This is a genomic window from Sphingomonas rhamnosi (assembly GCF_036663615.1).
Taxonomy (GTDB): Bacteria; Pseudomonadota; Alphaproteobacteria; order Sphingomonadales; family Sphingomonadaceae; genus Sphingomonas.
Map to the genome: position 1 here is coordinate 201,794 of NZ_JAXOJJ010000001.1, position 16,254 is coordinate 218,047.

The following is a 16,254-nucleotide window of genomic DNA, read 5'->3' on the forward strand; positions in this document are numbered from 1 at the left end:
CTCCCTTCCAGGGAGGGGAGGCAGACCGCCAAGCCGTTGGAATTGATTTGATGACCCGCGTCCTATCCGTGGCATCCGAGGCCTTCCCGCTCATCAAGACCGGTGGGCTGGCCGATGTCGTGGGCGCCCTTCCCGCCGCGCTCGCGCCGCACGGCGTTACGATGACGACGTTGCTGCCGGGGTATCCGGCGCTTGCCGCGGTCACCAAGAAGGCGAAGGTGGTTCACCGCTACGCCGACTTGTTCGCCGCGCCGGCGCGGATCCTCGCGACAAAGATCGGCGAACATCCGTTGCTGGTGCTCGACGCGCCGGCGTTGTTCGCGCGGGGTGGCGGGCCTTATGGCGATGCGACCGGCGCGGACTGGGACGATAACTGGCGGCGCTTTGCGGCGTTTGGCCGGGTCGGTGCGGACCTCGCCTCAGGCGTGGTCGCGGGGCATGCCTATGACATTCTCCACGCGCATGACTGGCAGGCAGCGATGGCGCCGGCCTATCTGCGTTGGGCGCCGGGTCCCGGCAAAGTCGCGCGATCGATCGTCACGATCCACAATATCGCGTTCCAGGGGCGCTATGGCGCGGAGATCTTCCCCGAACTGGGGCTGCCCGATGCCGCGTTCGCGCTCGACGGCGTCGAATATTATGGCGGAGTCGGCTATCTGAAGGCGGGGCTGGAAGCCGCCGACGCGATCACCACGGTCAGCCCGACCTATGCGGCGGAAATCCGTCGGCCCGAGTTCGGCATGGGCCTGCAGGGGCTGATCGCGACGCGCGCGGCCGACGTGACGGGAATCGTCAACGGGATCGATCCGGCGGTGTGGAGCCCGGCGGGCGATACCGCCCTGCCCTCGCGCTACACGGCGCGGGCGATCGGGCGGCGGCGTACCAACAAGCGCGCGGTGGAAAAGATGTTCGGCCTGGAGCCGGGCGACGGTCCGCTGTTCACCGTCATCAGCCGGCTGACCGGGCAGAAGGGCATGGACGTGCTCGTCGCGGTGCTCGACGACATGGTCGCGATGGGTGGTCGGCTGGCGCTGCTGGGATCGGGCGACGCTGCGCTGGAACGCGCGTTCCTCGACGCGGCCGCGCGGCATCCCGGGCGGATCGGCGTCCGGATCGGCTATGACGAACCGGTGTCGCATCTGTTGCAGGGCGGTGCCGACGCGATCCTGATCCCGTCGCGGTTCGAGCCGTGCGGGCTGACGCAGCTTTACGGCCTGGCCTATGGCTGCGTGCCGGTGGTGGCGCGGACCGGCGGGCTGTCGGATACGGTGATCGACGCCAACGAGGCGGCGATCGCGGCCGGCGTCGCGACCGGCATCCAGCATGACGGCGTCGCGCCCGAGACCGTGCTTCATGCGATAGCACGCGCGATCGCGCTGTACGCGACACCCGATCGCTGGGCGACGTTGCAGCGCAACGGCATGCGCGCCGATTTTTCCTGGGGCGAGAGCGGCCGCCGCTACGCCCAGCTCTACGCCAAGCTTATGGAGCCTTCATGATCCGTACCGTACCGACGACGCCCTATACCGACCAGAAACCCGGCACCTCGGGGCTGCGCAAGAAGGTTACGGTCTTCCAGCAGCCCAACTATGCCGAGAATTTCGTGCAGAGCGTGTTCGACGTCGTCGAGGACAAGGCGGGCGCGACTTTGGTGATCGGCGGCGACGGGCGGTTTCTGAACCGGGAAGTGATCCAGGTCGCGATCCGGATGGCGGCGGCGAACGGCTTCGGGCGCGTCGTGGTCGGGCGCGGGGGCATCCTGTCGACGCCGGCCGCGAGCCACATGATCCGCAAGCGCGGCGCAATCGGCGGGCTGATCCTGTCGGCGAGCCATAATCCCGGCGGGCCCGACGAGGATTTCGGGATCAAGTACAACATCGCCAATGGTGGTCCGGCGCCCGAGAAGGTGACCGACGGCATCCTGGCGCGGACGCTGGACATCGATCGCTGGCTGACGGTGGATGCGGCCGATATCGACCTGGATTCGGACGGCGTAGTCGAGGTCGGCGGGATGCCGGTCGAGGTGGTCGATCCGGTCGAGGATTATGCCACGCTGATGGAGACGTTGTTCGACTTCGACGCGATCCGGGCGGCGAAGCTGACGATGGCGTTCGACGCGATGAGCGCGGTGACCGGGCCGTATGCTACCGAGATTCTGGAAGGCCGGCTGGGCTTTGCGAAGGGGACGGTGCGCAACGGCACCCCCCTGCCCGATTTCGGCGGGCATCATCCCGATCCGAACCTCGTCCATGCGCACGAACTGTACGCGACGATGATGGCGGCGGACGCGCCCGATTTCGGCGCGGCATCGGATGGCGACGGCGATCGCAATCTGATCATCGGCCGGCACCGATTCGTGACGCCGTCGGACAGCCTGGCGATGCTCGCGGCGAACGCGCATCTGGCGAAGGGCTATACCGGCGGGCTGAAGGGGATTGCGCGGTCGATGCCGACCAGTGCGGCCGCCGACCGCGTGGCCGAGGCGCTTGGGATTCCGGCGTTCGAGACGCCGACGGGGTGGAAGTTCTTCGGCAATCTCCTCGATGCGGGGATGGCGACGATCTGCGGCGAGGAGAGCGCAGGGACGGGATCGGACCATGTCCGCGAGAAGGACGGGCTGTGGGCGGTGCTGTTGTGGCTCAACATCCTGGCGGTGCGCGGTGAGAGCGTCGATGCGATCGCGCGCGATCACTGGGCAAAGTTCGGGCGCAATTATTACGCGCGGCATGATTATGAGGGTGTCGAGAGCGACAAGGCCGATGCGCTGATGGCGGCGCTGCGCGGGTCACTGGCGAAATTGCCGGGATCGCGGTTCGGCGACCTCGTCGTCGCGGCGGCGGACGACTTTGCCTATACCGATCCAACCGACGAATCGGTCAGCCGCAACCAGGGCGTCCGTGTGCTGTTCGAGGGCGGCAGCCGCGTGGTGTTCCGCCTGTCGGGCACGGGCACGAGCGGGGCGACGTTGCGCGTGTATCTGGAGCGGTACGAGGCCGCAGGCGGCGATCTGGACCGCGAGACGGGCGAGATGCTCGCCGATATCGTCGCGGCGGCGGATGCGATCGCGGGGATCGTGGCGCATACCGGGAGGACCGCACCGGACGTCGTGACGTGAGGCTGCGCTATGTGTTGCCGGCGCTGCTGATCGCGGCGGCGCCGAAGTCGCCGGCGCAGCTGTTCGGGCCGCTCTATCATGCGGTGCAGATGCGCGGGGTCTTTCCGGACTCGAAGACCTTTGCGGATGCGGTGCCGAAGCGGCCCGTGGCGGCGATCCTGGCCGATTATGCGAAATGCAGGTGCGACGCGGATGCGGCGCTGAGGCAGTTCGTCCGGGTCAATTTCAATATCCCTGAGACGCCGGCCGCGCCGCCCTCGCCCGAGCGGCTGCCGCTCAAGGCGCATATCGACGCGCTGTGGCCGCAGCTGACGCGGACGACCACCACCGTGCCGGCGGGGTCGTCGGCGCTGACGCTGCCGCGGCGCTATGTCGTGCCGGGCGGGCGGTTTCGCGAGCTCTATTATTGGGACAGCTATTTCACGATGCTGGGGCTGGCGCGGGGCGGGCGGCAGGATCTGGTCGAGGACATGGTGGTCGATTTCGGCAGTCTGATCGATCGCTACGGCCACATCCCCAACGGCACGCGGAACTATTATCTCAGCCGATCGCAGCCGCCGGTCTTCTACCTTATCGCCGGGCTGTCGCGCGATGCGACGACGCTGGCGGCGCGCAACCGCCAGCTGCGCGCCGAGCACGCCTATTGGATGGCGGGTGCCGCGGCGTTGAAGCCGGGGCAGCAGAGCGCGCGGGTGGTGCGGCTCGCCGACGGCGCGCTGCTCAACCGCTATTGGGACGACCGCGACGATCCGCGAGACGAGAGTTATCGCGAGGATGTCGAGCTCGCCGACCGTACCCCGGGGCGCGACCGCAAGCAGCTGTTCCGCGACCTGCGCGCCGCGGCGGAAAGCGGCTGGGACTTCTCGTCGCGCTGGCTTGGCGACGGGCGCAGCCTGGCGACGATCCGCACGACGCGGTTCGCGCCGGTCGATCTCAACAGTTTGATGACGGGCATGGAACAGGCGATCGCGGCGAATTGCCGGGCGTTGCGCGATGCCGCCTGCGCGACCGATTACGATGCGAAGGCGACCGCGCGGATCGCGGCCATGCGGGCGCATCTGTGGAACGGCCGATTCTTCGCCGATTACGACATCGATGCCGCCAAGCCGACCGCCTTTGCCAGCGCCGCGATCGCGTTCCCGCTGTTCGCCGGCATCGCCACCGATGCGCAGGCCCAGGCGACCGCTACCACGCTCGCACCGTTCGTCGGACAGGGCGGATTGCGCACGACACTGGTCGCCAGCGGCCAGCAATGGGACGACCCCAATGGCTGGGCGCCGCTGCAATGGATCGCCGTCTTGGGCTTGCGGCGATACCGCCAAACCGCGCTCGCGGACCGGATCGCCACCGCCTGGCTCGACAGCGTAACCCGCGAATATACCGCGAGCGGCAAGTTGCTGGAGAAATACGACGTCGTCGAACGCCGTCCCGGGGGCGGCGGTGAATATCCGAACCAGGACGGTTTCGGCTGGACGAACGGCGTCACGCGCGCGTTGATGGCGCCATGACGTTCCGCCGCCGACGCACCGCGCTCTACATGCCCGCCTCCAACCCGCGCGCGGTGGCCAAGGCGCGGACTCTGGCGTGCGACGTCGTGATCCTCGATCTCGAAGACGCGGTTGCGCCCGATGAGAAGCACAATGCAAGGGACCGGGTCGTCTCCGAAGTTCGGGCGGGCGGGTTCGGGACGCGCGAAATGGTGGTGCGGACCAACGGGCTCGATACGCCTTGGGGCCTGGAAGAGGCCGCCGCAGTCCGCGCGATCGGCGTCGACGCGGTGCTGGTGCCCAAGGTCTCGAGCGTCGCCGACCTGATGGCGGCGCGCGCGGCGCTGGGTGCGGATGGCCCGCCGATCTGGGCGATGATCGAGACCTGCGCGGGGGTGCTGGCGCTGCCGGCGCTGGTCGCGGTGGCCGCGGAGGTGCGGCTTGGCGCGCTGGTCGCGGGGACCAACGATCTGGCCAAGGAGATGCGGTGCAGGCCGGGGGCGGACCGGATGCCGCTGGTGCCGGCGCTGGCGGCGATCGTGATGGCGGCGCGGGCGGCGGGGCTCGTGGCGCTCGACGGGGTGTGCAACGCGATCAACGCGCCCGAGCGGCTGGCGGCGGAATGCGCGCAAGGGGCGGCGCTTGGGTTTGACGGCAAGACGCTGATTCATCCGGCGCAGATCGACGCGGCGCGGGATGCGTTCGGGCCGAGTGCGGCGGAGCTGGCCTGGGCGCACGCCGTGATCGCGGCGTTCGCGGCGGCGGAGAATGCGGACAAGGGGGCGATTCGGTTGGAGGGGCAGATGGTGGAGCGGCTGCATCTGGCTGAGGCGGAGGCGATGGTGGCGGGGGTCTAGCCCGCCGCCGTCATGCCGGACTTGTTCCGGCATCCACCGTGCCGCAAACTCGATAGCGGTTGGTTTGCGGCACGGTGGACCCCGGACCAAGTCCGGGGTGACGGAGCATAGGACGCGCCCGCCCTACCCCTTCGGCGTCAGCTTGATCAGCCGGCCCTGCGATTCGCCGTCCTCCAGCACCCAGATCGCGCCATCGGGGCCCTGCTCCACCTCGCGGATGCGCGCGCCCATGTCCCATTGGTCGCCCTTCTCAGCGCCCGTGCCGTTCAGGTCGACGCGGACCAGCGATTTCGACGACAACCCGCCGATGAACGCGTCGCCCTTCCATTGCGGGAACAGCGACCCCGAATAGATCATCAGCCCGCCCGGCGAGATCACCGGGTTCCACCAGACTTTCGGCGCCTCATAGCCGTCGCCCGGCTTGTGATCGGGGATATTGCGGCCGTCATAATGGCTGCCGTTCGAGGCGTTGGGCCAGCCATAGTTGAGGCCGGGCTTGATCAGGTTGACCTCGTCGCCGCCCTTGGGCCCCATTTCCTGCTCCCAGAGATTGCCCGTCTTGTCGAAGGCGATGCCGAGCAGGTTGCGGTGGCCATAGCTCCACACTTCCGGGGCGAAACCCTTGGCGGCGAGTGGGTTGCCGGGGGCGGGCTTGCCGTCCAGCGTCAGGCGCAGGACCTTGCCGAGCGTCGCCTTGGGGTCCTGCGCGGGCGTAAATTTCTGGCGTTCGCCGTTGGTGAAGAAGAGGTACTTGCCGTCGGGTGAGAATGCGATCCGTCCCGAATAATGGCCGTTGCCGTCGACGAAGGGGCGCGCGGTGAAGAGCTGTTGCACGCCTTCCAGGCGGGGGCCCTTTTGCGCGTCCTGGACGAGCTTGCCGCGCCACAGCGCGACGCCCTTGCCGCCGGCGCCGCTGACCGAGCCCGAGAGATAGACGAGCTGGTTCTGCGCGAAGCCGGGCGCCAGCACGACGTCCATCAGCGCGCCCTGCCCCGCGCTGTCGACCGCGGGCACGCCCGATACCGTCACCTGCGTCTTGCCGTCGGCGGCGACCAGCAGCAGCTTGCCCTGCTTCTCCGTGACCAGCATCCGGCCATCGGGCAGGAACGCCATCGCCCAGGGCGAGTCGAAGTCGGCAACGATCGTGCGCGCGAACGGGTCGGCCGCGGCCGTCTGCGCCTGGGTGACGGCGTCGGACGAACAGGCGATCAGCGCGATCGGCAGGGCGGCTAGCAGGCGGTGGCGCATCGTTTCTCTCCCGGGAAATCAATGACCCGACGATCGCTTGAACACCGCCGGTGCGCAAGGCTTGTACGGCGCCTGCAATCCGCGTATATCATGCGCATACTCTAAATCGTCAGATGAAGAGGCTGCGGGGACTTCCCCGCGGCGCAAAAGACCCGTGTTTGGAGCCTTGATGGCGGATATCGCCCAATTGACCGCATTGATCGAGCCCGAGGCGCAGGCGCTTGGGCTCAGCCTCGTGCGCGTGCGGATGCAGGGCGGCAAGTCCGACCCGACGCTGCAGGTGATGGCCGAGCGGCCGGACACCCGCCAGCTGGTGATCGAGGATTGCGCCGAGCTGTCGCGCCGCATCTCGGACAAGTTCGATGCGCTGGAGGAAGCGGGCAAGGATCCGATTCCGGTCGCCTATCGCCTGGAAGTGTCGAGCCCCGGAATCGACCGGCCGCTCACCCGGTTGCAGGACTTTGCCGACTGGGCAGGGCAGGAAGTCCGCATCCGCCTCACCGAGCCGTTCGAGGATCGCAAGCAGATCTCCGGCAATCTGATCGGGCTCGAAGGCACCAAGATCACGGTCGACGTCACCAAGCACAAGCTGATGACAATCGATTACACGCAGGTCGCCGACGCGAAGCTCGTGATGACCGATCGACTTATTGCCGCCACGGCCCCGCTTTCGATCGAAGGCGCGGACGAGGTGTTCTATCAGGATGCTCCGGACGAGTCCGAGACTCACGGCGCCGAGACCAACGAAGAAGGACAGCATTGATGGCTACGGCAGTCACCCCCGGGACCTCTGGCGGGACCTCTGGCGTCACCGCCAACCGCGCCGAACTGATCGCGATCGCGAATTCAGTCGCATCGGAAAAGATGATCGACAAGGCGATCGTCATCGAGGCGATGGAGGATGCGATCCAGCGCGCGGCGCGCTCGCGCTACGGCGCCGAGAACGACATCCGTGCCAAGCTCGACCCGAACACCGGCGACCTTCGCCTGTGGCGCGTCGTCGAGGTGGTCGAGGCGGTCGACGATTATTTCAAGCAGGTCGACGTCAAGGGCGCGGAGAAGCTGCAGCCCGGCGCGGTGATCGGTGACTATATCGTCGATCCGCTGCCCCCGATCGAGTTCGGCCGCATCGCCGCGCAGGCCGCCAAGCAGGTCATCTTCCAGAAGGTCCGCGACGCCGAGCGCGAGCGCCAGTATGAAGAGTTCAAGGACCGCGCGGGCGAGATCATCACCGGCGTCGTCAAGCGCGTCGAGTTCGGCCATGTCGTGGTCGATCTGGGCCGCGCCGAAGGGGTCATCCGCCGCGACGCGCAGATCCCGCGCGAAGTTGTGCGCGTCAACGACCGCATCCGCTCGCTGATCCTGAACGTGCGCCGCGAGAACCGTGGGCCGCAGATTTTCCTGTCGCGCGCGCACCCCGACTTCATGAAGAAGCTGTTCGCGCAGGAAGTGCCGGAAATCTACGACGGCATCATCGAGATCAAGGCCGCAGCCCGCGATCCGGGTTCGCGCGCGAAAATCGGCGTCATCTCGCATGACTCCTCGATCGATCCGGTCGGCGCCTGCGTCGGCATGAAGGGCAGCCGCGTGCAGGCCGTCGTGCAGGAGATGCAGGGCGAGAAGATCGACATCATCCCCTGGTCGCCCGACACCGCGACCTTCGTCGTCAACGCGCTGCAGCCGGCATCCGTGTCGCGCGTCGTGATCGACGAGGAAGAGGATCGCATCGAGGTGGTCGTCCCCGACGATCAGCTTTCGCTCGCGATCGGTCGTCGCGGCCAGAACGTCCGGCTGGCGTCGCAGCTGACCGGCAGCGCGATCGACATCCTGACCGAGGCCGACGCGTCCGAGAAGCGCCAGAAGGAATTCGTCGAGCGCTCGGGCCTGTTCGAGAAGGAGCTCGACGTCGACGAGACGCTGGCACAGCTGCTGGTGGCCGAGGGCTTCACCAGCCTCGAGGAAGTCGCCTATGTCGAGGTCGAGGAGATCGCCGGCATCGAGGGCTTCGACGAGGACCTGGCCGGCGAGTTGCAGAACCGCGCGACCGAGGCGCTGGAGCGCCGCGACGCCGCCAACAAGGAAGAGCGCACCGCGCTCGGCGTCGAGGACGCGCTGATCGACATGCCGTATCTGACCGAGGCGATGCTGGTCACGCTGGGCAAGGCGAAGATCTTCACGCTCGACGACCTCGCCGATCTGGCGACCGACGAGCTGGTCGAGAAGAAGCGCGTCGAACCGCGCCGCCGCAACGAGGATGCGCCGAAGCGTCCCGAGCCGAAGGGCGGGATTCTGAGCGAGTATGGCCTGACCGACGAGCAGGGCAACGAGATCATCATGGCCGCCCGCGCGCACTGGTTCGCGGACGAAGAGCCGGCGGCCGAGACCGCGTCGGAGGAGAGCGAAGCGTAATGCCGTTCGTCAGCATCCGCATTTCGGGGTCTGCGACCCACGACCAGAAAGCCGGCATCGTCGCCGACGTCACCCAGTCGCTCGTCGAGCGGCTGGGGAAGAACCCGGCTGCGGTGCAGATCGTGATCGAGGAGGTTTCGACCGAGAATTACGGGGCCGGCGGGATGCTGATCGCGGATCGGGACAAGCCCAAGCCTCCAGCGCAGGAGGACGCGCATGCGGAATCCTCGCAATGAGACGCTAGGGCGTACCCTTCCTTCGTCACCCCGGACTTGGTCCGGGGTCCATGGTTCCGCATATTCTCAGGCCGGTTGGTTTGCGGCGCGATGGATGCCGGACCAAGTCCGGCATGGCGGATTAGAGCGGCGGCAGGCCGAGGCTGACGGCGAGATCGTCCCAGGTCGGGTTGCGTTGCTCGATCAGGTTGATCTTCCAGTCGCGCGGCCATTTCTTGATGCGCTTTTCACTGGCGATGGCGTCGATCATTGTGTCGGCCATGTCGTACCAGACGAGTCGGTGGATGCCGTAGCGCTTGGTGAAGCCGTCGTACCGGCCTTCGCGGTGCTGCAGGATCCTGCCGATCAGGTTCGAGGTCACGCCGACGTACAGCGTGCCGTAGAAGCCGCTGGCCAGCATATAGACGCAAGGCTGCCTGTCCCGCATGGCACGGAGAGTGCCGTGCGATGGACCCCGGAACAAGTCCGGGGTGACGGAGGGGTGTGGAGTGACGGAGGGCTTCGTCATGCTGGACTTGTTCCGGCATCCATCCCTCCGCAGGCGCGGGAGGCGTTCGCATGACCGACCCCATCCGCAAGTGCATCCTCTCGGGCGAACGCGACGTGCGCCCGCACCTCGTGCGGCTGGCGCTCGCCCCCGATGGACAGGTGCACCCCGATGTCCGCGCCAAGGCCCCGGGCCGCGGCGCTTGGATCGGCGTAACCCGCGCCGAACTCGAGATCGCGTTGAAGAAGGGCAAGCTGAAGGGCGTACTCACCCGCGCGTTCAAGACCAGCGAGTTCACGCTCTCCCCCGATCTGCCCGCGCAGATTGAGGCCGCACTCGAACGCAACGCGATGGACCGCCTGGGTCTCGAATCGCGCAGCGGCACCGTGCTGATCGGCTCCGACCGGATCGCGCAGAACGCGCGGTCGGGGAAGCTCGCAAGCCTGTATCACGCGTCCGACGCCAGCGAAGACGGCAACCGCAAGCTCGACCAGGCCTGGCGGATCGGCAACGATGTTGAGGGCTCGGGCCTCAGGGGCTTGGCACTCCCGGTGACGCGTACCATATTGGGGTTGGCGCTAGGCCGCGAAAATGTGGTACACATCGGCCTGACTGATCGTGCTGCGGCAAAGCGGGTGAGCGAAGCGCTCGACCGCTGGCTGCATTTTATCGGACCCGAACCTACCCCCGTGCCTTGCGAAACGGCCTCGCAGGGCGCATCGGCGTCCGAACTTTCTGGCAAACTTCCCGGCACCCGAACGGCCGCAGACGTACACGAGGAATTTGAGTGAGCGACACCGACAACGAGAAGCCGAAACTTGGCATGCGCGCACCCCTGGGGGTGAAGCGCACGGTCGAGACCGGTCAGGTGAAGCAAAGCTTCAGCCATGGCCGGTCCAACACGGTGATCGTCGAAACGAAGCGTGCGCGTGTCCTGCGCCGGCCGGGTGATCCCGAGCCCGTTCAGGAGGCTGCGCCCGCACCGGCGCCGGCTGCTGCCGCTGCGCCGGCACCTCAGGCGCGTGCACCCGAGCCGGCGCCCGCACCGCGTCCTGTGCCGAGCAACCTGTCGCCGCAGGAGCGCCAAGCGTTGTTGCTGCGCCAGGCCGAAGAGCAGCGCATGAACACGCTCGAGGAAACGCGCCGCCGTGCGGAGTCCGATCGCCAGCGCGCCGCTGACGAAGAGCGCCAGCGCGCCGAAAACCGCGCAAAGGCGGCAGCCGAAAAGGCGGCACCTGCGCCGACTCCCGCGCCGGCCCCTGCCGCTGAGCCGGTTGCCGCTCCTGTCGAGACACCGGTTGTCGCTGCACCAGTAGCGACGCCAGCGCCGGAGCCGACCCCGGTTCCGGTCGTTGCCACACCTGCGCCTGCCCCCACCCCGGCGCCTGCACCCGCTCCGGTCGCAGCGCGCGCCGCGCCGAAGCCAGCTCCGACTCCGGCAGCACCGCCCCCCATCGTCGAGCTGACGCGCGACCCGGCTATGCCGGCGCCGCGTCGCTTCTCGCCGGTCGCGCGACCCGAGCGGCCTCCGCCGCCACCGCCCAAGCCCGTCGAGGCGCCGGCACCTGCCGCGACCACCGCGTCGAGCGCCGCTGCGCGTCCCGGTGCGACCGGTCCGAACGCGGTTGCCGGCGGTATCCGCCGCGACGCTGTACCGAGCCGTCCGCAGCAGCGCGACCGCAAGGGCGACGATCGTCGCACCGCGGGCAAGCTGACCGTCAACCGCGCGCTCGGCGACGGCGACGGCGCACGTGCGCGTTCGCTCGCCGCGCTGAAGCGTGCCCGCGAGAAGGAACGCCGTGGTTCGGGTGGTCCGCGCGAGCCGCAGATCAAGCAGGTCCGCGACGTCGTCGTCCCCGAGACGATCACGGTGCAGGAACTCGCCAACCGCATGGCTGAGAAGGGCGCCGACCTGGTCAAGACACTGTTCAAGATGGGCATGCCCGTCACGATGACGCAGACGATCGACCAGGACACCGCGGAACTGCTGGTGACCGAGTTCGGCCACAACCTGACCCGCGTCAGCGACGTCGACACCGATCTGGCCAACGACACGATCGACGATGTCGAGGAGGCGCTGCAGCCGCGTGCCCCGGTCGTCACGATCATGGGCCATGTCGATCACGGCAAAACCAGCCTGCTCGATGCGCTGCGCGGCACCGACGTGGTGCGCGGCGAGGCCGGCGGCATCACCCAGCATATCGGCGCCTATCAGGTCACGCTGAAGGACAAGTCGAAGATCACCTTCCTCGACACGCCGGGCCATGAGGCGTTCACGCAGATGCGTGCGCGCGGCGCCGACGTCACCGATATCGTCATCCTGGTGGTGGCCGCCGACGACGGCCTGATGCCGCAGACGATCGAGGCGATCGCGCACACCAAGGCGGCGGGCGTGCCGATGATCGTCGCGATCAACAAGATCGACAAGCCCGGCGCCAATGCGCAGAAGGTGCGCGAGCGCCTGCTGAGCGAGGAAATCGTCGTCGAGGACATGGGCGGCGACGTCCAGGACGTCGAAGTGTCGGCGCTCAAGAAGACCGGGCTCGACACGCTGATCGAGAAGATCCAGCTGCAGGCCGAACTGCTCGAACTGCGTGCCAACCCGGATCGCGCGGCCGAGGGTACGGTGATCGAGGCGAAGCTCGACAAGGGCCGCGGCCCGGTCGCGACGATCCTCGTCAACCGCGGCACCTTGAAGGTCGGCGACATCTTCGTCGTCGGCGCCGAGAGCGGCAAGGTCCGCGCGCTGGTCGACGACAAGGGCAAGCAGATCAAGGAAGCCGGGCCGGCGATGCCGGTCGAGGTCCTGGGTCTCTCGGGTGTCCCACAGGCGGGCGATCCGTTCCAGGTCGTCGAGAACGAGGCACGGGCCCGCGAAGTCGCAGAATATCGCAAGGGCGTGAAGACCGACAAGCGGACGACGTCTACCCCCGCCAGCCTCGAGAGCATGTTCTCGGCGCTCAAGGAAAAGCAGGCGATCGAGTATCCGCTGGTCGTCAAGGCGGATACGCAGGGCACGGTCGAGGCGATTGTCGGGGCGATCAACAAGATCTCCACCGACCTGATCAAGGCGCGCGTGCTGCACTCGGGCGTCGGTGGCATCACCGAGTCCGACGTGACGCTGGCGGGTGCGAGCGGTGCGCCGATCATCGGCTTCAACGTCCGTCCGAACGCCAAGGCGCGCGAGATCGCCGAGCGCCAGAAGGTCGCGTTCAAATATTACGACGTGATCTACGACCTGATCGACGAAATCCGCGCCGGCATGGCGGGCGAGCTCGGGCCGGAAGCGTTCGAGACGGTGGTCGGCCGTGCCGAAATCCGCGAGGTCTTCTCGGCGGGCAAGCATGGCAAGGCGGCGGGTCTGCTCGTCACCGAGGGCAACATCCGCAAGGCGCTCAAGGCGCGCATCACGCGCAACGACGTCATCATCTACCAGGGCGAAATCGCATCGCTGCGTCGCTTCAAGGATGATGTCGCCGAGGTCCGTGCCGGTCTGGAGTGCGGCGTGACGTTCACGTCGAACTTCGTCGACATCAAGGCCGGCGATTATCTCGAGACGTTCGAAGTCGAGATGCGCGACCGGACGCTGTAAGTAACTCCCCCTCCCGCCTGCGGGAGGGGGTCGGGGGGTGGGCTCCCGCCATCCACGGCGCACGACGCCGAGGCCGGGAGCCCACCCCCGGCCCCTCCCGCGAGCGGGAGGGGAGTTAAGATATGAAAACCGATACATCCGAAACCAAGTCCGTCCGCACGTTGCGCGTCGGCGAGCAGGTGCGTCACGCGCTGTCGGACATCCTCGCGCGCGGCGACGTGCACGATGCGGTGCTCGAAAAGCACATGGTGACGATCACCGAAGTGCGCATGTCGCCCGACCTGCGCCACGCGACCGCGTTCGTGAAGCCGCTGCTCGGCAAGGACGAGGACAAGGTGCTGAAGGCGCTGCGCACGAACACCGCGTTCCTGCAGCGCGAGGTCGCCGGGCGCGTCCAGGCGCGGTTTGCGGCGAAACTGAAGTTCCTCACCGATCAGAGCTTCGACGAGGGGTCGCACATCGACCAGCTGCTGAAGCAGCCGCAAGTGGCGCGCGACCTGACCGAGGATTGACTCGACTGGCGGTAAGACGCATCTTACCGCGATGAACGCGCAGACCAAAATGTCGGGCAAGGGCCAGGTCGTCATCCCGAAGGACGTGCGGGACGCGCTGGGGTTCAGCGCGGGGCAGCAATTCGACGTGCTGCAATCCGGCCGCGACATCGTGTTGCGGCCCAGAAGCCAGAAGTCGGGTCGGAGCCATGACGAGATCATGGCCGATCTTCACAAGCGCGTGCGCTACACCGGGCCGACGGTGACGATCCAGGAAATGAACGAGACGATCGCGGAGGAGTGGGCGAAGAGCGGCGCGCGCGGCGACTGGTGAAGGCGGTCGATACTAACATTGTCGCACGCGCCTTGACGCAGGACGATCCGGTCCAGTCTCCCATTGCCGATCGAATCCTGGCCGCCGGTGCCTTCATTCCGCTTACCGTCCTGTTGGAAACGGGCTGGCTGCTGCGATCGCGCTATGGTTTCCCACGGGCGGCGATCGTCGACATGCTCTCGACGCTCTGCGAATTGCCGAATGTCACGGTCGACGAGGAGGACGGCGTTCGCTGGGCCCTCGCCCAATACGCGGTGGCGGGCGACATTGCGGACCTGATCCATCTGGTTTCTGCGCGGCGATCATCCGGTTTCGTCACGTTCGATGCAGGGGTCGCGCGCGCGGCGGGCCCCGGCACCCCCATGCCGATCGAGACACTCGCCTGATGGCCAAGCTCTATTTCTACTATGCGTCGATGAATGCGGGGAAGTCGACGAACCTGTTGCAGGCGGACTTCAACTATCGCGAGCGCGGGATGGCGACGATGCTGTTCACCGCGGGCGTCGACGACCGGTTCGCGCACGGCACGATCACGTCGCGGATCGGGCTGTCGGAGACGGCGATCGCGTTCGATGCGGGGACCGACATCGCGGCGTGCGTCGCGGACCGGTTGGCGCACGAAGCGATCGCCTGCGTGCTGGTCGACGAGGCGCAGTTCCTGTCGGCGGGCCAGGTCGATCAGCTCGCGCATATCTGCGATGTGCTGGGGATTCCGGTGCTGGCGTACGGGCTGCGGACCGATTTCCAGGGGGCGTTGTTTCCCGGGTCGGCGCGGTTACTGGCGATCGCCGACTCGCTGGTCGAGATCAAGTCGGTGTGCGGGTGCGGGCGCAAGGCGACGATGAATCTGCGCGTCGATGCCGAGGGCCGCGCGGTCGGCCAAGGCGCGCAGACCGCGATCGGCGGGAACGACCTGTATGTCGCGCTGTGTCGCCGGCATTTCGTCGCGGCGCTGGGCGGAGAGACACTGCCCCGTTAGGGGAACGCGGATGCATGGATGGATCATTCTCGACAAGCCGCTGGGCTTGGGGTCGACGCAGGGCGTGTCGGCGGTGAAGCGGGCGCTGCGCGCCGGCGAATACGGCAAGTTCAAGGTGGGGCATGGCGGGACGCTGGATCCGCTCGCCACGGGCGTGTTGCCGATTGCGGTGGGCGAGGCGACGAAGCTGGCGGGGCGGATGCTCGACAGCGACAAGGTTTATGCGTTTACGATCGGGTTCGGGGTGCAGACGGATACGCTGGATGCCGAGGGGGTGGCGGTGGCGACCTCGGAGGTGCGGCCTACGATGGCGGCGGTCGAGGGGGTTTTGGGGCGGTTTACCGGGCCTATTTCGCAGGTGCCGCCGGCGTATTCCGCGCTGAAGGTGAATGGCGAGCGGGCCTATGATCTGGCGCGGGCGGGCGAAGAGGTGGTGCTGGCGAGCCGGAACGTGACGGTGCATTCCCTCACCATCGTACGGCCCCCCGTCCCTACCCGTCATCCCAGCGAAGGCTGGGATCTCGCTGGGGAGAGCGCGCGGCCGCCACGGGGAGACCCCAGCCTTCGCTGGGGTGACGAAAGTGTGGCAGGGGAAGTGGGTGACCGAGGGGTGGACGAGGTCACCCTCACCGCGCACGTGTCGAAGGGCACCTATATCCGCTCCCTCGCGCGCGACATCGCCTTGGCGCTCGGCACCGTCGGCCATGTCACCATGTTGCGGCGTACGAAGGCCGGCCCGTTCGGGCTCGAAAACGCGATATCGCTGGACAAACTGGCCGATCTCGGGCAGTCGCGCGCCCTAGATGACATACTTCTGCCCTTGAGGGTGGCGCTGGACGACATCCCGGCTCTCTCCCTCACCCCCGATCAGGCAGGAGCGCTCCGACAGGGGCGCGTCTTGGTCGGGATCGCCGCAGACGATGGCCAATACTTCGCCGAACTGGAACATGTTCCGGTCGCGCTGGTCGAGGTCGAGGACGGAAACGTCCGCATCGTCCGCGGTTTCAATCTGTGATGTC

Annotated in this window: 16 protein-coding genes; 14 read left to right on the forward strand and 2 right to left on the reverse strand. The window is 67.5% G+C overall.

Annotated features, from left to right (window positions below; all coding sequences use genetic code 11):
• Positions 1–47 precede the first annotated feature (47 nt).
• Genes glgA through U1701_RS01015 form a run of 4 tightly spaced genes read left to right on the forward strand, consistent with a single transcriptional unit; the run spans position 48 to position 5,459 of the window.
• Complete coding sequence (gene glgA, locus U1701_RS01000; RefSeq protein WP_332780671.1) at positions 48–1,499, forward strand: glycogen synthase GlgA; 1,452 nt, start codon at positions 48–50, stop codon at positions 1,497–1,499.
• Entirely contained in the window at positions 1,496–3,115 is a 1,620-nt protein-coding gene (locus U1701_RS01005; RefSeq protein ID WP_332780672.1) for an alpha-D-glucose phosphate-specific phosphoglucomutase, read from the forward strand. Before glgA ends, U1701_RS01005 begins: the two co-directional genes overlap by 4 nt.
• Positions 3,112–4,623: an alpha,alpha-trehalase TreA gene (gene treA / locus U1701_RS01010; RefSeq protein ID WP_332780673.1), complete on the forward strand. Its 1,512-nt coding sequence runs from the start codon at positions 3,112–3,114 to the stop codon at positions 4,621–4,623. The genes U1701_RS01005 and treA overlap by 4 nt, the downstream gene beginning before the upstream one ends.
• Positions 4,620–5,459, forward strand: coding sequence for an HpcH/HpaI aldolase/citrate lyase family protein (locus U1701_RS01015; protein ID WP_332780674.1), 840 nt, complete (start codon positions 4,620–4,622; stop codon positions 5,457–5,459). The genes treA and U1701_RS01015 overlap by 4 nt, the downstream gene beginning before the upstream one ends.
• 123 nt (positions 5,460–5,582) lie before the next feature.
• On the opposite strand, the gene U1701_RS01020 is transcribed toward U1701_RS01015, so the two are convergent.
• Positions 5,583–6,707: a PQQ-dependent sugar dehydrogenase gene (locus U1701_RS01020; protein WP_332780675.1), complete on the reverse strand. Its 1,125-nt coding sequence runs from the start codon at positions 6,705–6,707 to the stop codon at positions 5,583–5,585.
• Between the two features lie 169 nt (positions 6,708–6,876).
• Here U1701_RS01020 and rimP point away from each other — a divergent pair, with 169 nt between their 5' ends.
• The 3 genes from rimP to U1701_RS01035 are packed head-to-tail and all read left to right on the forward strand — an operon-like array spanning position 6,877 to position 9,352.
• Positions 6,877–7,470, forward strand: a complete 594-nt coding sequence (rimP, locus tag U1701_RS01025; RefSeq protein ID WP_332780676.1) for a ribosome maturation protein RimP — start codon at positions 6,877–6,879, stop codon at positions 7,468–7,470.
• Positions 7,470–9,116: a transcription termination factor NusA gene (gene nusA / locus U1701_RS01030; protein ID WP_332780677.1), complete on the forward strand. Its 1,647-nt coding sequence runs from the start codon at positions 7,470–7,472 to the stop codon at positions 9,114–9,116. The genes rimP and nusA overlap by 1 nt, the downstream gene beginning before the upstream one ends.
• On the forward strand, positions 9,116–9,352 hold the full coding sequence (locus U1701_RS01035) for a tautomerase family protein (RefSeq protein ID WP_332780678.1): 237 nt from the start codon (positions 9,116–9,118) through the stop codon (positions 9,350–9,352). The genes nusA and U1701_RS01035 overlap by 1 nt, the downstream gene beginning before the upstream one ends.
• A 121-nt stretch (positions 9,353–9,473) precedes the next feature.
• Here the strand turns inward: U1701_RS01035 and U1701_RS01040 are convergent, their stop codons facing one another.
• Complete coding sequence (locus U1701_RS01040; protein ID WP_332780679.1) at positions 9,474–9,779, reverse strand: GIY-YIG nuclease family protein; 306 nt, start codon at positions 9,777–9,779, stop codon at positions 9,474–9,476.
• Positions 9,780–9,910: 131 nt separating this feature from the next.
• Here U1701_RS01040 and U1701_RS01045 point away from each other — a divergent pair, with 131 nt between their 5' ends.
• From U1701_RS01045 to truB, 7 genes are all read left to right on the forward strand, one after another.
• Positions 9,911–10,630: a DUF448 domain-containing protein gene (locus tag U1701_RS01045; protein ID WP_332780680.1), complete on the forward strand. Its 720-nt coding sequence runs from the start codon at positions 9,911–9,913 to the stop codon at positions 10,628–10,630.
• Entirely contained in the window at positions 10,627–13,431 is a 2,805-nt protein-coding gene (gene infB / locus U1701_RS01050) for a translation initiation factor IF-2 (RefSeq protein ID WP_332780681.1), read from the forward strand. The genes U1701_RS01045 and infB overlap by 4 nt, the downstream gene beginning before the upstream one ends.
• A 122-nt stretch (positions 13,432–13,553) precedes the next feature.
• Positions 13,554–13,943: a 30S ribosome-binding factor RbfA gene (gene rbfA / locus U1701_RS01055; RefSeq protein ID WP_332780682.1), complete on the forward strand. Its 390-nt coding sequence runs from the start codon at positions 13,554–13,556 to the stop codon at positions 13,941–13,943.
• Between the two features lie 31 nt (positions 13,944–13,974).
• Positions 13,975–14,256, forward strand: coding sequence for an AbrB/MazE/SpoVT family DNA-binding domain-containing protein (locus U1701_RS01060; protein WP_332780683.1), 282 nt, complete (start codon positions 13,975–13,977; stop codon positions 14,254–14,256).
• Positions 14,223–14,642, forward strand: coding sequence for a type II toxin-antitoxin system VapC family toxin (locus tag U1701_RS01065; RefSeq protein WP_332780684.1), 420 nt, complete (start codon positions 14,223–14,225; stop codon positions 14,640–14,642). The genes U1701_RS01060 and U1701_RS01065 overlap by 34 nt, the downstream gene beginning before the upstream one ends.
• Complete coding sequence (locus tag U1701_RS01070) at positions 14,642–15,235, forward strand: thymidine kinase (RefSeq protein WP_332780685.1); 594 nt, start codon at positions 14,642–14,644, stop codon at positions 15,233–15,235. The genes U1701_RS01065 and U1701_RS01070 overlap by 1 nt, the downstream gene beginning before the upstream one ends.
• Before the next feature lie 10 nt (positions 15,236–15,245).
• A complete protein-coding gene (truB, locus tag U1701_RS01075) occupies positions 15,246–16,250 on the forward strand; it encodes a tRNA pseudouridine(55) synthase TruB (protein ID WP_332780686.1) in 1,005 nt (334 codons plus the stop codon).
• Positions 16,251–16,254 lie beyond the last annotated feature (4 nt).

Coding starts and splice junctions, on each gene's coding strand:
- U1701_RS01060 (WP_332780683.1), top strand. CDS start 13,975: ATGAACGCGCAGACCAAAATGTCGGGCAAGGGCCAGGTCGTCATCCCG.
- truB (WP_332780686.1), top strand. CDS start 15,246: ATGCATGGATGGATCATTCTCGACAAGCCGCTGGGCTTGGGGTCGACG.
- U1701_RS01015 (WP_332780674.1), top strand. CDS start 4,620: ATGACGTTCCGCCGCCGACGCACCGCGCTCTACATGCCCGCCTCCAAC.
- U1701_RS01045 (WP_332780680.1), top strand. CDS start 9,911: ATGACCGACCCCATCCGCAAGTGCATCCTCTCGGGCGAACGCGACGTG.
- rimP (WP_332780676.1), top strand. CDS start 6,877: ATGGCGGATATCGCCCAATTGACCGCATTGATCGAGCCCGAGGCGCAG.
- U1701_RS01005 (WP_332780672.1), top strand. CDS start 1,496: ATGATCCGTACCGTACCGACGACGCCCTATACCGACCAGAAACCCGGC.
- U1701_RS01070 (WP_332780685.1), top strand. CDS start 14,642: ATGGCCAAGCTCTATTTCTACTATGCGTCGATGAATGCGGGGAAGTCG.
- nusA (WP_332780677.1), top strand. CDS start 7,470: ATGGCTACGGCAGTCACCCCCGGGACCTCTGGCGGGACCTCTGGCGTC.
- U1701_RS01040 (WP_332780679.1), bottom strand. CDS start 9,779: ATGCGGGACAGGCAGCCTTGCGTCTATATGCTGGCCAGCGGCTTCTAC.
- rbfA (WP_332780682.1), top strand. CDS start 13,554: ATGAAAACCGATACATCCGAAACCAAGTCCGTCCGCACGTTGCGCGTC.
- U1701_RS01035 (WP_332780678.1), top strand. CDS start 9,116: ATGCCGTTCGTCAGCATCCGCATTTCGGGGTCTGCGACCCACGACCAG.
- U1701_RS01020 (WP_332780675.1), bottom strand. CDS start 6,707: ATGCGCCACCGCCTGCTAGCCGCCCTGCCGATCGCGCTGATCGCCTGT.